Source organism: Aeromicrobium sp. (assembly GCF_025965075.1).
In the GTDB taxonomy this organism is placed as follows: domain Bacteria; phylum Actinomycetota; class Actinomycetes; order Propionibacteriales; family Nocardioidaceae; genus Aeromicrobium.
Map to the genome: position 1 here is coordinate 1 of NZ_JAOPXQ010000259.1, position 19,197 is coordinate 19,197.

Sequence of the window (19,197 nt, forward strand, 5' to 3'; positions counted from 1 at the left end):
GTTCGCGCAGGCCTTCGACCGCGCCTCGATCGACGGCGCCGGCCTCCCGCTGCACGCCACCGTCCACTACGGGCAGCGGTACGACAACGCCTTCTGGGACGGCGACCGCATGGTCTTCGGCGACGGCGACGGCGAGGTGTTCGGCCGCTTCACGTCCTCGCTGTCGGTGATCGGTCACGAGCTCGCACACGGCGTGACGCAGTACACCGCCGATCTGGTCTACGAGGGCCAGTCCGGGGCGCTGAACGAGTCGGTGTCCGACGTGTTCGGTGCCCTGGTCGAGCAGCACGCCCTCGGCCAGAGCGCTGCCGCGGCCAGCTGGCTGATCGGCGAGGGGCTGTTCACCGACCAGGTCGAGGGCAACGCCCTGCGGTCGATGCGCGAGCCCGGCACGGCGTACGACGACGACGTCCTGGGCCGCGACCCGCAGCCCGCGCACATGGACGACTACGTCCAGACCCGCGCCGACAACGGCGGCGTGCACCTCAACTCCGGCATCCCCAACAAGGCGTTCTGCCTCGTGGCGACAGCGATCGGCGGCAAGGCGTGGGAGACGCCGGGACGGATCTGGTACGACACGCTGCTCGACGGCGTCCTCTCCCCCGACGCGACGTTCGCGGAGTTCGCCGCGGCGACGGCCGCCACCGCGACGAGGCTGTACGGCGACCCCTCGCCCCAGCACCGGGCGGTCCTCGACGCGTGGTCGACGGTGGGCGTGCCGATCGGCGACACTGGCCAGGACGGCTAGCGGTCCCGCTGCCGGTCAGGAGGTGACGCGATGGACGACCTGCCGTTCGTCATCACGGTCGTGCGCAGCGGTGGCTTCGCCGGAATCCGTCGCGAGTGGTCGATCGAGGTCGTCGCCGCCGACGAGGCCGAGTACTGGTGCCCCATCATCGAGGCGTGCCCGTGGTCGGACGTCACGGGTGACGGCAACCCCGATGGCTACGTCTACGACTTCCGGGTCGCCGACCACGAGGCGGTCGTGCCCGAGCGCGAGCTCGACGGTCCCTGGCGCGAGCTCGCCGAGCAGGTCCGCCGGCACGCCGGCCAGCCCTGATCCGCCAGCCCTGATCCGTCCCTCGGACGGTCAGGTCAGCGCGCAGAACGCCTCGACCTTGGTCGTCGGACCGGACACGATGAGCTCGTCGCCGTCGTCGACGGGCGTCGTCGCCTGGGCGTACGTGAAGTCCCGGCCCCGCGTCTTGATCGCGACGATCGTGACGCCGTAGTCACGGCGCAGCTGCGCCTCCTGCAGGGTCTTGCCGCTGGCACGCGAGGGCGCCCGGGTGCGGGCGATCGCGAACCCCTCGTCGAACTCGATGAAGTCGGTCATGGTGCCGGTCACCATGTGCGCGACCCGCTTGCCCATCTGCGACTCGGGACGGATGACCTTGGTCGCGCCGACCCGCTCGAGGATCGCGGCGTGCTTGCCGCTGATGGCCTTGGCCCAGACCTCCTTGACGCCGAGGTCCAGCAGGCCCAGGACCGTCAGGACGCTGGCCTCGATGTCGGTGCCGATGCCCACCACCGCGACCTGGAACTGCTCGGCGCCGATCTGGCGCAGCGCCTCGGTGTCGGTCGTGTCCGCGGCGACGACGTGGGTGAAGTCGCTGGCGTACTTCTGGACGATGTCGGCGCGCTCGTCGACCGCGAGGACCTCGTGCCCGAGCTGGACCAGCGAACGTGCCACGGCCGTGCCGAAGCGACCCAGGCCGAGGACGATGACCGGCTGGGTCCTGGAGGTGTTGCGATCTCTAGCCAATGATCGGTTGCTCCTCGGGAAGGTGGTACCGCGGCATCCTACGCCGGAGCACCAGCGCGCCTGCGGCCGCGATCGTTCCGACCCGGCCGAGGAACATCAGGACGATGATGACGCACTGCGCATTGACCGGCAGATGGGGCGTGATCCCGGTGCTCAGCCCGACCGTCGCGAACGCCGACGTGCACTCGAACAGCACGACGTCGAAGTCGTAGTCGGTCATCAGCATGACCAGGAAGGTCGTGGTCGTCACGAGCATCACGGCGAGCAGCGCGATCGCGATCGCGGTGCGGGCGACGCGCGGGGCGACCGACCGCGAGCCGATCGTGATGTCGGGCTCGCCGCGCAGCTCGGCCCAGATGACGTACGCGAGCAGCAGGAAGGTCGTGATCTTGATGCCGCCCGCGGTGCTCGCGCTGCCGCCGCCGATGAACATCAAGATGATGCCGACGTTGAGCGTCTCGGGACGCACCTGGCCCCAGTCGAAGCTCTGGAGGCCGCCGGAGCGGGGCATGATGCCGCCCTCGATCCCCGTCACGAGCTTGTGCCCCAGGCCCGAGCCACCGAGGGTCGCAGGATTCGACCACTCGAGCAGCATGAAGACCAGCGCACCGATGCCGAGGAGCCCGATCGAGCCCCAGACCGTCAGCCGGGTGTGGATCGTCCAGCGGGCCGGGTTGCGCCAACCGCTGAACAGCTCCGCGAGCACCGGGAAGCCGATCGCGCCGACGAACACCGCGAACGCGATGGGGATGATCACCAGAGCGTCGCCGGCATAGCTGACCAGGCTGTCGGGGTTGAGCGAGAAGCCCGCGTTGTTGAAGGCCATGACGGAGTCGAAGACGCCGTGCCACAGGGCCGTCGGCAGGTCGTCGAAGTAGTGCATCCGGTAGCGGACGGTCAGCACCAGGGCCGTGATGGTCTGGAAGAACAGCATCGTCATCGCGACACGTCGGAACAACGGACGCACCTCGCCGATGTTGACGACGTGCATGTCGGCCTGGGCCACCATCCGGGTCCGCAGCCCGAGCCGGCCGCCGATGAACAGGCCGAGCACGGTCGCCAGTGCGATGATGCCGAGGCCGCCGATCTCGACCAGCGCGAGCATGATGCCCTGACCTGCCGGGGTCCAGTACGTCGCCGTGTCGACCGTGGCGAGGCCCGTCACCGTGACGGCCGACGCTGAGGTGAACAGCGCCGGCATGAACCCGGCGGAACCCTCCCCCGAGCGGGCGAACGGCAGCAGGAGCAGGACCGTGCCGACGAGGATCAGGGCGAGGAACGTCAGCGGGAGAAGGCGCACGGGATGCGCGATCGAGGCCGGGAGCCTGAGCCTCAGGGCGGGGGGCACGCCACGACCGTACCGCAGCCGCGCGCCGGTGCAGAACATGTTGATCGTGGGACTCATGGGACTGGAGGGACGAAAAATGGTACGTTCCGAGGGTCCTGACGGGAGTTGTCACGGGCGCACGGGAGAAGTTCGAGGGGTTCGCCCCGCGCACAGAGGAGCACCTGTCATGACCGCAGACACGACACGGAAGCGCGCCCGCATCGGCGCCCTGGTCACCACGACGACCCTGATGGCGGGTGGTCTCGTCGCCGGCGGCGGGTCCGCCCAGGCCGAGGTCAGCGCGCCGACCATCACGGTGGCCGACGTCGCCTCCAAGGGCGTCGCCCTGCGATGGAACGCCACCGGCGACAACACCTATCGCATCCGCATCTCGACCAGCTCGTCGATGACGACGGCGGCCGACGCGTGGGACGTCCGCGACAACTACTACGAGTGGACCCACACCGACGCCAGTCCGTCGGCCTACTCGCCGCGTCTGACGCCGGGCAAGAAGTACTACTTCCAGGTCAAGGCCATCCGCGACGCGGCCTCCACCAGCAAGCGGACCAACCTGAGCAGCTACAGCAAGGCCGTCGCCGTCACGCTGCCCAAGACCGCGCTGCCCGAGCTCAAGCCCGTCGACATCAAGGCGACCCCGGGCGGCGCCGACACGATGTACGTCTCGTGGCGCACCCGCGGCGCGGGCTACTCGTACGTGCTGCGCTACACCTCCAGCCCGAAGACCACGGTCACGAAGTGGAAGTCGCTCAAGACCGACGCCTCGGGAGCCACCATCAAGAAGCTCGTCGCGGGCAAGAAGTACTACTTCCGGGTGCGGGTCATCGATCCCAAGGGCACGGGCCAGAGCCCCTACTCGGCCGCGGGTCCCTCGGCCACGACGTCGGCCTCGACCCCGTCGCCGGGCCTGACGGTCGCGACCTACAACGTCCGCAAGATGGCCTCGGTCGACGACTGGACCGCGCGGCGCAAGGCCGTCGCGGCCAACATCCTCGCCGCCGCCCCGGACGTCGCCGCCCTGCAGGAAGCGACGCCGGTGACGTACAAGACCAACGGCAGGAAGCAGTGGGCCGACGTCATGGCGCTGCTCGGGAGCCCCTACAAGCTGGTGACCAGCGGCTCGGGATCCAGCGGCACCCAGCTCGCATACAACTCGACGCGTGTGTCCGTCGTGAAGTCCGGCATCAAGATGCTGACGGAGAAGGGTGACGCCGAGCGCTATGCGGTCTGGGCGATCCTGAAGGACAAGCTCAGCAGCAAGACGTTCTTCGCGGTCAGCACCCACCTGGAGCCCGGCACGTCGACCCCCGAGCTCAACGAGGTCCGCATCCAGCAGGCCAAGGACGTGCTCGACGTCGTCCGTGACAACGCCGGCGGACGCCCGACGGTCATCGTCGGCGACATGAACTCGAGTCGCGCGGCCGAGCCCACCAACGGCCAGTACGGCGCGTTCCTCGGTGGCGGCTTCGTCGACCCGATCGACAACACGACCGCGACCTGGTCGACCGGCGCCAACGCGACGGCCGAGCACATCATGGACTCGAACTACAACAGCGGCAACAAGTTCCAGCGGCTGGCTCCCCTGACGGCCTTCCCCAACGGCACGCACATCGACTACACCTACGTGTCACCCAGGATCCGGGTCGCCACGTGGCGCATGGTCGTCAAGGTCGACGGCAACGGCTCGTTCATCGGCACGATCCCGTCGGACCACAACCTCATCAAGATGACGATCCACCTGCCGTAGGCGTTCACCTCCGGTGCGTGGGCGTCCACGCACCACCGGGGAGGAAACACGCGACGGCCGGGCAACAAGGCTGCCCGGCCGTCGCGTCGTCGCTCAGGTCAGCTGCGGCGCAGCACCTTCTTGGCGACCTTCCGCACCGGGGCGGACACGCGCGACCGGGCCGGCGGGGTGGCCTGCTTGGTCTGCTGGGGCTCCTCGACCACGGGAGCGAACGGGAACACCGGCGTGTGACGGCGCTCGAGGCTCCGCTGGCCGGAGGACTTGTAGAGCTCGCCGACCCGCGCGACCAGGGCGATGCGGGCCTCGGCGGAGTCCGAGTACATCGTCTCGACCGCCGGGGGGAACGGCGTCGACGCCATGCGCTCGTCGTAGGCAGGATTGCTCTTGCCCTCCTCGTAGACGTGCTCGACGCCGTTCTTCTCCAGGAACCGGCTGAACTTCGCGAACCGCTCCGGATGCCCGGCGTTGAAGGCGCTGTAGTCGGTCTGCTCGAACAGGTCGGCGGCGTCGACCTCGGGCGGCAGATCGGGCACGAGCGTGTGCGGGATCTCGTGGTAACGGGCGAGCTCGAGCGTCCGGGCGTCGTGCGCGAGCACGTGCGCCGGGGTGCGGGCGTTGATCGCGGCGATGTTGCCGTGGATCCGGGTCCCGAACGAGAACTCCTGCTGCGCGAGGTAGTCGTTCCACGTCACCGGGTCCACGAAGAAGCGCATCCGGTTGGCCGTGTAGAGCGGGTGGGTCGGGTGCGCCGGCAGGTCGGGCCGCTTCTTGGGGTTGCGGTCGACGCCCCACAGCAGCATCTCCAGCGAGTCGTGACCCTGCGGGACGTAGACCATGTGGGGATAACGCTCGGCGTGACGGATCGACACCTCGTCCATGATCGGGACGTACGGCGACAGGTTCATCGTGAAGTGGCTGTCCTCGGACAACCGGTCGGACTTCTTCTCCACGCGCAGCTCGTTGCCGCGGCGGAACAGGGACGGGCAGCCGACGACCTCGACGTGCTCGTCGCCGAAGCCGAGGCTCGCGAGGTAGTCCCGCGTGGTCTCGCCCCGCACGCCGATCGTGGAGGAGTGGTCGAGGACGGTCGTGAGGAAGCGCTTGATCGTCGCGGTCACCTCGGGCGGATTGTCCGGGAACGGGTTGTCCAGGCTGCCCACGCCGCCGGCCACGCCGACACCGGCGACGACGACGGGGATGTCGAGCCGCTCGATGAGCTGCGTCATCTGCGTCAGGTTGCGGTGGAATGACGCCCGGAAGGCGTTGGCCAGCGGGATGACGAACTGGTCGAACTCCTCATTGATCCGGGCCGCGTGCGCGCGCGAGTCGGGCAGGCGTTCGCTCAGGAACGAGTCGGAGACCACGTCGACGCCCGGGACGGTGATCAGCCGGTGCATCGACTCGGTGAAGATCATGTTGCCGACGTTGCGGCCGAAGACACCCTTGGGATACAGGGCGAGGGCGTGCTCGGGGCTGATGACGTGGAAGGGATCCTTCGGGGATCGCACCAGAATGCGTTTCACGTGCCTTCTTCTCGGTAGGTCGGGTGGCCCGCGCCGGGGCTCGCTGCGGTGGCAGGACTGAGGAGCGGCAACTCGTGGTCGGCCGCCGCACCAGCATACAAGGGGGCCCGGCCCGATCCCGTGCACGAACGAGCGACCGATCGCAGCCCCGAACGTCCTTGGACCGGTCCGCGGGTGCCGCCCGTATCATGTCCGGGTGGGCGGTTTCGCGAGTCACGCAGCGCCCGTTCGACCGAGAGACTTGCCGATCACATGACCCGCATCTTGATTCGTGCCGCCCAGGACCCCAGCGTCGTGCTCGGACCGATGGCCTCCGCCGAGCGGATGGGCGCCAACGCCGGCAACCTGCTGTACGCCAACGGTGTCGTCCGCACGCTGGCAGCACGGTCGAACAAGATCGACACCGGCGCGTTCGACGCCCACCTCGTCGACCGTTCGGCCTGGATCCGCAAGATCAACAAGCGCTACGACCACTACGTCGTGCCGTTGGCCAACGTGTTCCGCTACAAGAACGGCGACTCGCTCGAGGCCATGACCCAGCTCGTGCGGGGCCTCGACGTGCCGGTGACGGTCGTGGGCGTCGGCGCCCAGGCCACGATCACCGCGGCACAGGAGGACGCCACCACGATCCGCATGGGCAAGACCGGCGGACGCAAGCTGCCGTCCGTCGAGGAGTCCGCACGCCACGACGACCGCGTCCGCGCGTTCGTCGAGGCCGTCCTGGAGAAGTCGGTCACCTTCGGCGTCCGCGGCCCGGTCACGAAGGCCTATCTCGTCGGCCTCGGTCTCCCCGACGACCGCATCGAGGTCATCGGCTGCCCGTCGGTGTTCACCTGGGGGCCTGACTTCCGGGTGCACCAGGGCGAGGGGCCGATCACTGCCGACTCGATGATCTCGATGAACGTCGACTACCGCGTGCGGGGGATCGGCGAGGTGGTCGAGCGCAACGCCGAGCTCTACCCGCGGCTCACCAGCCCCTCCCAGGACCTGAAGTCCGCGCGCATGATCATCACCGGCGAGGACCAGTTCGACATGACCAAGCGGGACCCGCGGACCCCGATCCACACGGGTCACCGCCTGTATCGCGAGGGCCGGCTCCAGTTCTTCCCCACCCCGTGGGGCTGGATCTCCACGCTCGGCAGGATGCAGTTCGTCTTCGGCAACCGGCTGCACGGCAACATCGCCGCGATCCTCGGCGGCACTCCCGCGCACCTGCTGGCCCACGACTCGCGCACGCTCGAGCTCGCGCAGTACCACGCGATCCCGTACTCGAACTTCCACGAGCAGGACGCCCCGCCGACGGCCGCCGAGCTGTGGGAGCGCACGGACTACACGGCGTTCAACGAGGCCTACCCGGCGCGCTTCGACACCTACATCGACTTCCTGCACCGCAACGGGCTCGTCACGGCGTACGACGGGGCGAACCGCCTGCGCAAGCTCGACCGCTCGATCGCGAAGGCCCAGGCGACGCCGCCGATCGTGTCCCGCCCGCGGTAGGTCCTGCCCTCAGGACCGGGCGCGACGCACCCGCGCCACGACCCGCTCGCGCAGGTTGGCGGGCACGCCCTGGGCGCTGACCACGCCGGGGACCCGGGCCGGGGACTCCAGCGACGCGTCGAACGCCTCGAGCGCCGCTCCCGGCTCGTCGTACGCCGAGCGCAGGGAGTTGCGCTCCAGGAAGCCGGTGAACCGTCCGCACAGCTCGCGGTAGGCCGCGTTGAACGCGCTGTAGTCCTGGCGAGCCGCGAGGTCCGCCGCGGAGCGCACGGACCCCAGGTCGTCGGTCAGGGTGTGCGGCAGGTGGTGGTGCTCCGCGATCTCCAGGGTGCGGGAGTCGTGGACGAGCAGATGTGCCGAGGTGCCGGCCAGGGTCGCGGCGACCGTCCCGTGCAGCCGCGGACCGAACGCGAAGTCCATGTCCTCGAGGTGACGGATCCACGACCACGCGGTCGGGTAGTAGACCATCCGGTGGTGCCGGAACGTGCGGTGCGACGTCTTGAGCGGGAACCGGTCGTCACCGACCCAGTCGGGCCGGGTGTCCTCCCCCGTGATGACCATCTGGGCGGCGAGCTTCTCCTGCATGTAGACCGTCGAGCGGGGGTAGCGCGAGATGGTCTCGTCGAGCAGCTCGGCGCTGTCCTCGATGCGGTGGTCGAACGACAGGGAGATCTTGCTCCGGCGGTTGAGCTTGACGTCGTGCTCGGGCATCTGGAAGTCCGGCCCCCACGTGAACAGCGACGGGCAGCCGATCACGTCGACCCGATCCCCGGGGAACCCGAGGTACTGCACGTAGCGCTTGCTGATCTCCCCGCGGACGCCGATCGACGCCGACCGGTCGAGGACCGCGGCGACGAACCGCCGGGCCGCCGCCTCGTGCTCCTCGATCTCACCCGCGGACGCCGTCACGCCGGTGACCCGGGCGGGCAGGAAGGTGCCCGCGCGGACGTCCTGGAGCCGCAGCTGCGCGCCGATCCCGACGACCGTGACGGGAATCGTCAGGCGCTCGACGAGATCCGCCCAGAGGTCGAGGTTCTTCAGGTTCTGCAGGCGGAACGAGCTCGACAGCGGGAGGACCAGCCGGTCGCACTCGGAGTTGATCCACTCGGCCCGCTCCTCCACGGCGCCCTTGGAGAACTTGCCGTAGGAGATCGTGCTGAGCTCGACGTCGTCGCGGACCAGCGCGCGGTAGGTCGAGAACTGGTAGAGGAGGTTCCCCTGGTTGCCGCCGATGAAGTCGGTCGACTTCAGGGGACTGAGCTTGGCGGTCGGCACCTGGCAGGAACGCACCCAGATCCGCTCGGGCTTCTCGGGCATCGATGGTCCTTCGTTGTCGAGGGTCACGAGGCGCGCCGGACCCTGCGGCGAACACCTCGGTAGACACGCTTGATCAGGCGGGCGATCGGGCTCGTGAGGGGGTTCAGGCGCTCGTCGAGGCTCGCCATCGGCTCGCTGGCGTAGCAGGCCCAGTACGTCCTCAGGCGGCCGCGCACGGGGCGGATCCCGAACTCGGCTGCCAGCTCGGAGCTGAGGGGGCGCGCCTTGCCCGACATGACGTTGCGGGAGTGGTTCTCGCCGGTGTCGACGTGGTAGACCGCGCCCTTGAACGGCAGCGTCTGCACGTGCATGCCCCGGTCGGCGAACCACTTGTCGGCCCACTTGTGGGCACCGATGATCTTCGAGATCCGCTCGCCGTAGGCGGCTCGGACCTCGGACCTGGTCGCCGTGACGTCCAGCTCGGGCGGGACACCGTACGCCTCGAACGGGATGATGAAGGACGTCCCGCAGGTCCGGTTGAAGTTGGGCTGCGGCCGGACGGCGCTGCGCGCCCGGGAGTACATCCAGCCCTCTTCGATGACCCAGCCGTCCTGCCCGGGGTTCTTGCCGACGAACTCGGCCAGTCCGCGGTGGACGAAGTCGTCCGCGTCGAAGATCATCACGTAGTCCGGGGAGAACTGCCGGGCCGCGATGAGGCCGATCCCGATCTTGGTCCCCTTGTCGCGGATGAACGGGGACCGGCTGATCCGGACGTTGCGTGGCGCGGGAGCCGGGTAGTTGACCTCGACGAAGTGCACCCGCTCCGGCAGGGGGAAGCTCGGGGCACGGTTGCCCACCACGATGACGACGAAGTCGTCCGACGTCTGCCCCGTGACCGAGCGGAGGGTGTCGCGCAGGAGCGACTCGACCTCGGCGTAGTCCTTGGCGTTCTTCGGGTGGCGCAGCGAGGTGATGAAGGCGAGCACTACTGCCCCGAACCAGCGGCGACGAACCGGGCAGCGTGGCTGTCGGCGGCGTCGCAGGTCATGACGACGGCATTACGGTCAAGGTGCATGGGGACTGCGCTCTCGGTGGTCGTGGTCGGGAACAGCGTCGGCGGACCTGGACGGGCCCGTGTCGCGTCGGCGCTGATCCACGATACTGGGCGGCTGCCGATGACTCGGCACGATCCCTTCCGACGTGCGTGGACGAGGTGGACGGTACCGGCGCATCGCGTGCGCGTCCACCGCTTCGCACCCGTGTCGGAGCCCAACTGTGGCCCGTCCCTGATCCCGTTCCGGCACCAACGCGATTCGGGATACCTCGCCCGCCCTCTATAGGGTGACTCCGGAGGTTGTACGCCTTCGGACCCCCGGGTCGGATCCGACCATCGACGACTAGGTGATCACGTGGCTACTGCATCGGAACGAGGCTCATCGGGCGGCTCCCGCACCCTCGTGGGCAAGGCCCTCCGCCGGGCCGAGCGGCACCTGCACGACTGGCAGACGACGCTGCTGGGCTCTGAGGACGAATCGACTGCCGGCGCGGTGTCGCAGGACCGGCTCGAGCGTCAGCGCGTCCGGAGGCTCGAGGAGTTCTACGAGGCCGTGTGCCGGATCGTCGACCGGGTTCCCGGGGCGTACGAGCCGGACGCGGCTCCCAAGACCCCCGCCGTCGCCCACGTCAGGAAGGTCAAGCAGGTCCTCAGGGCGTGGGGCGCCCAGGACCTCTTCTTCTCGGGCCTCGCCCGGGACGAGCCCTTCGACCGGGCCCTGGTCGACGCCTCGCGGCGGATGATCCGGACCGGGTCGGTCGACCGGGTCCGGTCCCTGGCGAACGTCCTGCGGAGCGACCCCGACCTCGCGTCGGTCGGCAACGTCATCGCCGGCCTGGTCGCCGTCGAGGACCAGCTGCCGGCCATGGCCTGGGAGCTGCTGGTCGCAGCCGACCGGGAGCAGACGCTGCGGCTCGCTCCCGCGGAGCTCTTCCGCTCCGGCTTCGCGACCGAGCCGGTGGCCGCCGGCGAGGCCCTCGTCGAGGCCCTGCGTGGCGACAGCGTGGACGCCACGCCGGCTGAGTGGTTCGACATCGCCGGCACGAGCTTCGCCCGGGCGTACGAGACCGAGTCGCGAGAGGCGCTCTCGCGTGCCCGCTCCGGTGCCGAGCGTGATGGCAACGAGCCGCTCGTCGACCGCATCGCGTGGCTGGAGGACTGGTACGGAACGGCCGAGGCCGCGAAGCACGAGGTGACCGCACCCGCTGGCACCGTGCCGTTCGCGGTCCTGGACTACAAGCAGCCGGACGAGGCGTTCGCCTCCAAGAACCTCGGCGACCACGTCCAGACCATCGCGTCGCTGGGCCACCTGGTGCGCCGCAGCGGCTTCCGGTTCAGCGGCGAGACCGAGGCGGTCCGTGTCGCGCAGATCCTGCAGGAGCGGGTCAAGCCCGAGCGCGTCGTCGACGGTGACGACGCCGAGGTGACCCTCTACCGCGTGCAGCGCGACGCGACGAGCCACGACCTGGTGCCCGACGGCACCTGGATGCTGGCCTTCGGGTGGTACATGCACCGACAGTTCGGCACGACGTTCGACATGCCGTTCAACCCCCGCCTGCGGCCCATCTTCGTCTCGTTCCACGTCAACGCGCCGACGTTCCTCACCGAGGGCGTCATCGAGTACCTCAAGAAGTACGCCCCGGTCGGCTGCCGTGACTGGAACACCGTGCACCTGCTCCAGGCCGCCGGCGTCCCCGCCTTCTTCTCCGGCTGCCTCACGACGACCGTCGACACGGTCTTCCCGGCCCGTCCGAGCACGACGCCCAGCGGCACGCTGTACGTCGACACCCCCGCCACCGGCCCCGGGGTCGTGTGGAAGCAGACCGCACCCGACATCCGTCGACGCAGCTTCGCCGACAACGTCGACGACGCGATCGACGTCCTGACGAGCTACCAGAGCCAGTACAAGACCGTGGTGACGTCACGACTGCACTGCTACCTGCCGGCCCGCTCGCTCGGGGCCGAGGTCGAGTTCCGGGCCAAGAACCCCGCCGACGTGCGCTTCGACGGCCTGATCGACATCGACGACGCCGCCTACGAGGACATCCGGGGATCGATGCTGGCACTGCTCGAGCCCGTCATCGGCGCGATCGGCGCCGGTCGCTCCGAGGCCGACGTGTACACCCTGTGGCGCGAGCTCACCGCCCCGGCGGTCGCGGCGGCCGAGTCCGTGCGGGGTGGCGTCTCCGACATCGACGAGGTGTCGTTCGACGTCAGCGAGGCCTGTCGCACCATCCTGCAGCGGTCGGTGACGATCGAGCGCACCGCCGAGGCGCCCGCCGGCGAGCCGGTCGCGGTCGAGCTGTCGCTCGGCAGCGAGCCCCTGGACCGGCTGGCGGTCGTCCTGGAGTCGGTCGTCTCCGGCGCCACGCGGCCGATCCACGCCCACGTCCTGTGCCGGGGGCGCGACCGGTCAGACCTCGAGCGGTTCTCCCGCGGCTTCCCCACCGTGACGTTCACGTGGCTGCCGACCGACGACGTCGACCACGGGCCGGCCCTCGGCGGGCGGGCCTCGCGCACCGTCGTCGCCACGATGGACCGCCTCCTGCTGCCCGAGCTCCTGCGCGACGTGACACGAATCGTCCACCTCGACCTCCACGCGGTGTGCGTCGGCGACATCGCCGAGCTGGTCGACACCGACCTGGCCGGATCCCCGCTGGCGGCGCGCACCTCACCGCAGGCCGAGGCCGGCAGCGGATTCATCAACGCGATCAACTCCTCCAAGCGGACCAAGGAGAACGCGCTGGCCCGCGAGCTGATCCTGCGCAACCACACGCGGCACGCCTACGACTTCCTGGCCTTCAGCGCCGCGGTCCTGGTGCTCGACCTCGACCGGATGCGCAGCGACGAGTTCTGCCGGCACTTCCTGCCCTGGGTCGAGCGGTTCGGGCTGAACGTCCAGGAGACCCTCAACGCGTACGCCGGCGGCGACCGGGCCGACCTCGACCCGAGCTGGAACCGCCTGCCGGACCTGGAGGTCGTGCACGACGCCAAGGCCATCAGCTGGACCGGTCCCCAGAAGCCGTGGAGCCCCGAGTCGGTGCAGTGCCAGGACGTCTGGGACGACTACGCCGGCCGCGCGGCCGGCCGTGTCGCCGCCCTGCAGGAGACCCACCCCACACCTCTGTGACCAGCAAAATCGCACCGATTCCGGGCATCTGCCCATGTGTTAGGTTTCGGGGCGCCACCCTCCTGAAAGGTTCACATGCTCCGCATCATCCGCCAGAGACGATCCCAGATCCAGTACGTCGCGCGGGCGCTCGGAGGCTTGCCCGTCGTGATCAACCTGGTCTCGGTTCTGGCGATCGCGGCCGCCGTGGCGGACCCTGACGGGGTGCTGGGGCGTGGAGCCGCGCTCGTCGCCGTCGTGCTGATCGCCGGCCGGGTCACCTCGCTCGCGGCCAAGGACGTCCGCGCCAAGACCGAGCAGCGACTGTGGGTCGGCAACAGCGTCGTGGCCCGCGTCGCGGCCACCGCCGCCGCCCTCGCGGTCGGCATGGCCCACGACGAGGACACCTGGACGGTCGTCGCCGCAGTGCTCCTGCTGGTGCTGCTGATCGGTGAGCAGACGCTGCGCCGCCCGCTCGGCTCGGCGATCCCCCAGGCCGCGAACCTGCCGCGGGCCCAGGTGGCCCTGCCGTCGGACGGCCTCGCGATGTGGATCTTCCTGGTCGACACGCTGGGCATCGCGCTGCTGGCCGTGTCGGGTGCGTTCCACCTGAGCCCGTGGCCCGCCGTGGTGGCGGGCGTCGCCGGGACCGTCATGATGCTCGTGATCGGGCTGCAGGCCGTGCGCTTCCTCGTGGAGCGTCGACGCCTCGAGGCGGACCTGCCCTCGATCCTCGACGAGCTCGGCCCGAAGTTCGCCTTCCACTGGCAGGCACCGGCGGGGACCGCCTACCAGGCGGCGATGTGGCTCCCCTACCTCGACCGGATCGGGACCCCGTACTTCGTCCTCGTCCGGACCGTCGCGAACTTCGTCGAGGTCTCCAAGATGACGACGGCTCCCGTGATCCTGCGCACGGGCCTCGAGGACCTCGACCGGGTCGTGACGCCGTCGCTGCGGGCCGTCTTCTACGCCAACACCGCGGTCCGCAACTCGCACATGATCCGCTTCCCCCACCTGACCCACATCCAGCTCAACCACGGTGACAGCGACAAGATCGCCAGCGTCAGCCCGACGTTCCGTCAGTACGACCGCAACTTCGTGGCCGGGCAGGCCGCGATCGACCGCTTCGCGACGCACGGCGTCGCAACGCTCCCCGAGCAGTTCGAGATCGTCGGCCGGCCCCAGCTCGAGGAGGTCCGATCGGCCCGAGGCCCGATCAGCGCCGTCGAGCGGCCGACCGTGCTGTACAGCCCGACGTGGTCGGGCTTCTACGACGACTCGGACTACAGCTCGCTGTCGGCCGGCCCCGCCATCGTGCAGGCCCTGCTGGACCGCGGCTGCGTCGTGGTCTTCCGGCCGCACCCGTACGCCCGGCGGCACCCGGGCAACACCCGCGCGTGCGCCCAGGTCATCGATCTGCTCGTGGCCGACACCAGGGCCACGGGCCGTGAGCACGTGTTCGGACCGGCCGCCGAGACCGAGATGAGCGTCGTCGACTGCTTCAACGCGAGCGACGCGATGATCTCCGACGTGTCGAGCGTGACGTCGGACTACCTGATCTCGGACAAGCCGTTCGCGATGGCAGCGGTCTCGGCGCACGGGGACGCGTTCCTCGCCGGGTTCCCCCTCGCCAAGGCCGCCTACGTGTTCGACGTCGTCCGCGGCAAGGCCGAGGGGATCGCCGGGGTCGTCGACGACATGCTCGGGACCGACTCCCTGGCCGAGACCCGCCGCTCGCTGCGGTCCTACTACCTCGGCGACAGCCCGGCCGAGCTGATCGCCGACCGCTTCCTCGAGACTGCGCGCCGCTACCTGCGCTGACTCAGCCGCGACGCCCGGGTCAGGGCAGGTAGACCGTCAGCCGGATCATGTTGTGGTCCGACGGGATCGTGCCGATGACCCGGCCGTTGCCGTCGAGCTTGGCCACGGTCTCCCACTCGGCGACCCGCATCGGGGAGACGAAGACGTTGTCGATCATCGGTGCGGACGCGTCCCGACGGGGCTGGCGGGCGTACTTGTTGACGGACTTGAGGTCGGCGTTGATCCGCTTCTCGGCCGATCCGAGCCGGTCAGCCACGATCAGCGGGTCGACGTAGCCGGCACCCGTGATGGTCCGGTAGACGCCGTTGCTGCTGTTGCGGTAGCCGGCGGAGTTGAAGTCGCCCGCGATGATGACGGGCAGCCGGCCCTGCGAGACCGTCTTCGCGACACGGACCAGCTGGCCCGCTGCGGCGGTGCGGGCGGGGAACCGGTTGCGCACCTTCGACGTGACGAAGTGCGTGTTGATGAAGACGAACTGCTTGCTCGTGCTCTTCTGCTCGAAGATCGCCCAGGTGATGTAGCGCATCACGCCGAAGCGGGTGCTCCCCGCGACCTCCTCGTAGCCCTGCGACACGAGATCGAGCCGGGTGCGGTTGTAGACCGTGCGGGCCTCCCCCGTGGCCCCCGTCGAGTCCTCCGTCAGCGCCCAGTCGGGTCCCAGCAGACGGACGATGTCCATGTACTGCCGCACGCCGCCGGCGACCGTCGCGGGCGTCGCCTCCTGCAGGCCGGCGACGTCGAGGCCCTGCGACCGGATCGTCTCGGCGACCGCGATCCGCCGGGCTCCCCAGTTGAGGTTGGCCGACTTGAGGACGTTGAACGTCGCGACGCGCAGCGGTGCCTTGCGCGACGTCTTGCGGGTGTCGGGGGCCGACCACGGGCTGAGGGGCACCCGGCCCTTGCCGATGACCCGGACCCGGACGGAGTAGGTCGCCTTGTAACGCAGGTCGGTGAACTTCGCGGACTGCTTCGACACGATCTTGGTCCGGCCCTTGGTGAAGCTCTCGTCACGGGCGAGCTGCACCTCGTACTTCGCCTTCTTCGCGTCGCTCGCCCACCGGGGTGACAGCGTCGAGGACGACGTGCTGCCGACGACCAGGCGCGGCGCCGGATAGCTGAACCCGGTCGTGAACCGGACGAGCCGGCTGGGGCGGCTGACCTTGTCGCCCCGGAGCGAGGCGACGCGCAGGAAGTATGTCGTCCCGGGCACCAGCGACCGCAGCGCCAGGCGGTTGCGTGCCACCTGCTGGGTCTCGGCGTCGGTGAAGTCGGGGCTCTTCGAGTACTGCACCCGGAACCCGGTCGCCGCCCCGCGAGCCCACGTGGCGGTGGCGGTGGTGTCCTCCGACGTGACCAGGACCTGGCGTGGGACGACGGGCGCGGGGTCGCGGACCGGGCCGGCCGGCCGAGCCAGGATCGCCCCACCCGTGGCGAGCACCACGGCCACCGTGACGGCGGAGATCCAGCGCAGACGACGCCCGGAGCTGCGTCCGCTGCGCTTCGCGCGCCTCGACCCGGCGGACGGGGTCCGCGACTCGACGGGAACGGCCCGCCGGTCAGCCGGCACCCTGCGGCGCCGCCGGTCGCCCGGAGGCGTCACGAGACGGTTTTCGCGGACGTGCTGACCAGCATGGGCGCAAGGATATCAACGCTCGGGCAGGGTGATCTCACGGCCGAGGACGACGAGGGGTGGCCAGCCCGGGAGGCGAGATCACTTCATGGCGACCTTGATGGTGTTGGACGTCTTCGTCGAGCCCGTGCTGGTGGCGATCCGCCAGTACTTGGTGTTGAGGGCCGGGACGGCGAAGAACACCTGGCTGCCGCCGCTGGGGATCGCGTAGGTCGAGTGGGTCTTCCACGATCCGCCTGCCGACCTCATCTGGAGGCGGAACTTGCCGCTGCTCCGCTTCCACGAGGCCAGGAACGGGATCTTGGCGCCGCTCTTGACCATGCTGGTCGCGTACAGGCGCGGCGTCGTGGTGGCGCTCTTGGTCCGGACGGTGTTGATGCTCATGGCCGACTTGGCCTTCGACGTCGAGTTGGGCACGTCGACGCCGTTGATCCGGTCGAGCCGGGCGCCGTAGGCCCGCCACGTCTTGCTGCTGGACATCTTCGCCGACAGCTTGCCCACGCCGTTGTTGCCGGTCGTGATCGACCGGCCGTAGGTCTTCCAGCCGCCGGAGTAGTACTGCAGCTTGACGACGCCTCGGTAGTCCTTGTCGCCCGAGCCCCACGTCACGACGACGTTCGTCGTGCCGCCGGGACCCTGGTAGTTGTCCATCGTGAGGGTCGGCGGGACGACCGCGCTGCCGCCGGCGCTCGTCGTGGTGGTGCCGCTCGCGACGACCTTGACGGTGACGGTCTTGGACCTCGTGACGGTCGCCTTGTCCCGCACACCGGGTGCCGAGACCTTCGCGGTGACCTTGACGTCGCCCGGCGCCGTGCCGGTGACCTTGCCGTCGGCGGACACGGTGGCGCCCACGCCGGCGACGGACCACTCGGTCTTGGTGACCAGTGCGTTGCTGGGCTTGACGCGCGGGCTCAGCTGCAGCGTCTGGCCGACCCTGACCTGCAGGGCGCTGGTGGGGCTGATCGACACGCTGGTCGGGTTCGTCCACGACACCTGGCCCTTGGCCAGCCGGTAGATGCGCTCGGAGTGGTCCTGCACCGCCTGGGTCACGCCCGCGTTGTCCGCACGGAAGGCCAGCTCGTCGTACTCCAGGCTGGTCCCGGTGAAGTTGGAGGCTCCACCGAACGTCGTGGCGGTCGTGTTGTCCTTGTAGCTCAGGGTCTTGTCGTGGACGTTGGCGAACTCGACGCGCCCGACCAGCTCACGCAGGCTCGTGCTCATGTTGAAGTAGCCGTCGACGATGTCCGAGATCGCGTTCTCGCCCAGGACCAGGCGCACGTCGCACTTCTGGCCGAGGAGCTTGCCGAGACCGTCCTTGACGCCGTTGCGGGTCGCGTTGAACAGCGAGTGCACCGCGTAGACCTTGCAGCCCGCCTTGTCGGTGCCGTCGGCCGCCCGCTGGTTGAGGAAGGCCGCCTCGACGTCGGTCGACGCGGTGTTCTCCGCCGCGTTGGTCTTGCGCCGCGGGGACGGGAACAGCGTGATGCCCGAGTCGGTCGACATGCCCTTCACGACGCCGTTGGACAGCGAGATCGCGTCCTTGTAGGCCGGGGTGTCCATCGCCTGGGCCGAGGTCTTGTTGCCCCTGGCAACCTCCACCGACGGCTTGAAGATGCCGTTGACGACCGAGTCGTAGGCCTTCGCGTCGTCGTAGATCACGATGCTGATGTTGGACTTCTTGGAGCCGCTGGAGCCGTTGAGGTTCGACGAGGTGATCCACACGACGTTGCTGTGCTCGTTGCCGTCGGAGTCCAGCGTCTTCTCGAAGGCGCCGTACTTGGAGTGCATCAGGCCCTTGGTGCCCGAGAGGCAACCACCCTTGCCGGCGCACTGGCGGTAGTCGACGGCCTCCGAGCCGTTGTTCGAGCCATAGCCGGACCGCACGAGCTGGGCGAGCGAGCTCTTGGCGGCCAGGGCCTCGTCGATGCTCTCCTTGGCGCCCAGGACGTGGATGTTGCTCACCCGCTCAGCCGGGGTGTCGTACAGGTTCGCCTGGTTGAGGTAGGCAGCGGTCGGCGCGAAGACCTCCTTGCGGTTCGCGACCGTCCACTTGCCACTGACGAGCTTGGGCTGGTTGAGGTCGTAGAGGCTGTTGAACAGCGTCGTGTAGGAGGCGCTGCCCTTCGGCACCGAGCTGACCAGGTAGGAGAACGCGTTGACGGTGCGCCAGTCCATGCTGCCGCTGCCCTCGTTGTCGCCGACAGAGCCGTAGATCTCGATGCGCTGGCCGGAGTTGCCCTGCGTGACGACATCGGGGTCGACCGACCTCAGCGAAGCCGGGTTGTCGAGATCGACGTACCGGTTGTCGTCCTTGGGCTGCGCCGCGGACACGAGTGCCGCTGACGGGGCGGCCGACGCTGACACCGAGGCCGGGAGCAAGGCGACGACGAGCAGCGCCGAGGCGCCAAGGAACATGAACTTACGAGACATGAGGAGTCTTCCCTGGAGT

At 69.4% G+C, this 19,197-nt stretch carries 13 protein-coding genes; 6 read left to right on the forward strand and 7 right to left on the reverse strand.

Annotation, left to right across the window (positions count from 1 at the left end; genetic code table 11):
• Both JWQ91_RS15280 and JWQ91_RS15285 read left to right on the forward strand, forming a co-directional pair.
• Positions 1-748 (forward strand): M4 family metallopeptidase (locus JWQ91_RS15280; protein ID WP_297786032.1); only part of this gene is annotated, 748 nt, incomplete at its 5' end.
• Positions 749-778: 30 nt separating this feature from the next.
• A complete protein-coding gene (locus JWQ91_RS15285) occupies positions 779-1,060 on the forward strand; it encodes a protealysin inhibitor emfourin (RefSeq protein WP_297786035.1) in 282 nt (93 codons plus the stop codon).
• Between the two features lie 30 nt (positions 1,061-1,090).
• Here the strand turns inward: JWQ91_RS15285 and JWQ91_RS15290 are convergent, their stop codons facing one another.
• Together JWQ91_RS15290 and JWQ91_RS15295 are read right to left on the reverse strand one after the other, a co-directional pair.
• Complete coding sequence (locus JWQ91_RS15290) at positions 1,091-1,765, reverse strand: TrkA family potassium uptake protein (protein WP_297786038.1); 675 nt, start codon at positions 1,763-1,765, stop codon at positions 1,091-1,093.
• On the reverse strand, positions 1,758-3,113 hold the full coding sequence (locus JWQ91_RS15295; RefSeq protein WP_297786041.1) for a potassium transporter TrkG: 1,356 nt from the start codon (positions 3,111-3,113) through the stop codon (positions 1,758-1,760). Before JWQ91_RS15295 ends, JWQ91_RS15290 begins: the two co-directional genes overlap by 8 nt.
• 166 nt (positions 3,114-3,279) lie before the next feature.
• Here JWQ91_RS15295 and JWQ91_RS15300 point away from each other — a divergent pair, with 166 nt between their 5' ends.
• Entirely contained in the window at positions 3,280-4,857 is a 1,578-nt protein-coding gene (locus tag JWQ91_RS15300) for an endonuclease/exonuclease/phosphatase family protein (protein ID WP_297786044.1), read from the forward strand.
• A gap of 98 nt (positions 4,858-4,955) precedes the next feature.
• Here JWQ91_RS15300 and JWQ91_RS15305 read toward each other — a convergent pair whose 3' ends face one another.
• Positions 4,956-6,380, reverse strand: coding sequence for a polysaccharide pyruvyl transferase family protein (locus tag JWQ91_RS15305; RefSeq protein ID WP_297786048.1), 1,425 nt, complete (start codon positions 6,378-6,380; stop codon positions 4,956-4,958).
• A gap of 252 nt (positions 6,381-6,632) precedes the next feature.
• Between JWQ91_RS15305 and JWQ91_RS15310 the strand changes: the two genes are divergently transcribed.
• A complete protein-coding gene (locus JWQ91_RS15310) occupies positions 6,633-7,877 on the forward strand; it encodes a polysaccharide pyruvyl transferase family protein (RefSeq protein ID WP_297786051.1) in 1,245 nt (414 codons plus the stop codon).
• Positions 7,878-7,886: 9 nt separating this feature from the next.
• Here the strand turns inward: JWQ91_RS15310 and JWQ91_RS15315 are convergent, their stop codons facing one another.
• Positions 7,887-9,194 carry a polysaccharide pyruvyl transferase family protein gene (locus JWQ91_RS15315; RefSeq protein ID WP_297786054.1) on the reverse strand — a complete coding sequence of 436 codons (1,308 nt, stop codon included), beginning with the start codon at positions 9,192-9,194 and terminating at the stop codon, positions 7,887-7,889.
• A gap of 23 nt (positions 9,195-9,217) precedes the next feature.
• The gene (locus JWQ91_RS15320; RefSeq protein WP_297786058.1) at positions 9,218-10,120 is read right to left on the reverse strand and encodes a glycosyltransferase family A protein; all 903 of its coding nucleotides are present in this window, start codon (positions 10,118-10,120) and stop codon (positions 9,218-9,220) included.
• Positions 10,121-10,543: 423 nt separating this feature from the next.
• On the opposite strand from JWQ91_RS15320, the gene JWQ91_RS15325 reads away from it, so the two are divergent.
• Positions 10,544-13,318 (forward strand): glycosyltransferase, encoded by a 2,775-nt coding sequence (locus JWQ91_RS15325; RefSeq protein WP_297786061.1) that lies wholly within the window; start codon positions 10,544-10,546, stop codon positions 13,316-13,318.
• Positions 13,319-13,393: 75 nt separating this feature from the next.
• Entirely contained in the window at positions 13,394-15,118 is a 1,725-nt protein-coding gene (locus JWQ91_RS15330) for a CDP-glycerol glycerophosphotransferase family protein (protein ID WP_297786064.1), read from the forward strand.
• A 19-nt stretch (positions 15,119-15,137) separates the two neighbouring features.
• On the opposite strand, the gene JWQ91_RS15335 is transcribed toward JWQ91_RS15330, so the two are convergent.
• Complete coding sequence (locus JWQ91_RS15335) at positions 15,138-16,718, reverse strand: endonuclease/exonuclease/phosphatase family protein (RefSeq protein WP_297786067.1); 1,581 nt, start codon at positions 16,716-16,718, stop codon at positions 15,138-15,140.
• A 111-nt stretch (positions 16,719-16,829) separates the two neighbouring features.
• The coding region (locus JWQ91_RS15340) for an Ig-like domain-containing protein (protein WP_297786071.1) at positions 16,830-19,197 on the reverse strand (2,368 nt) is incomplete at its 5' end.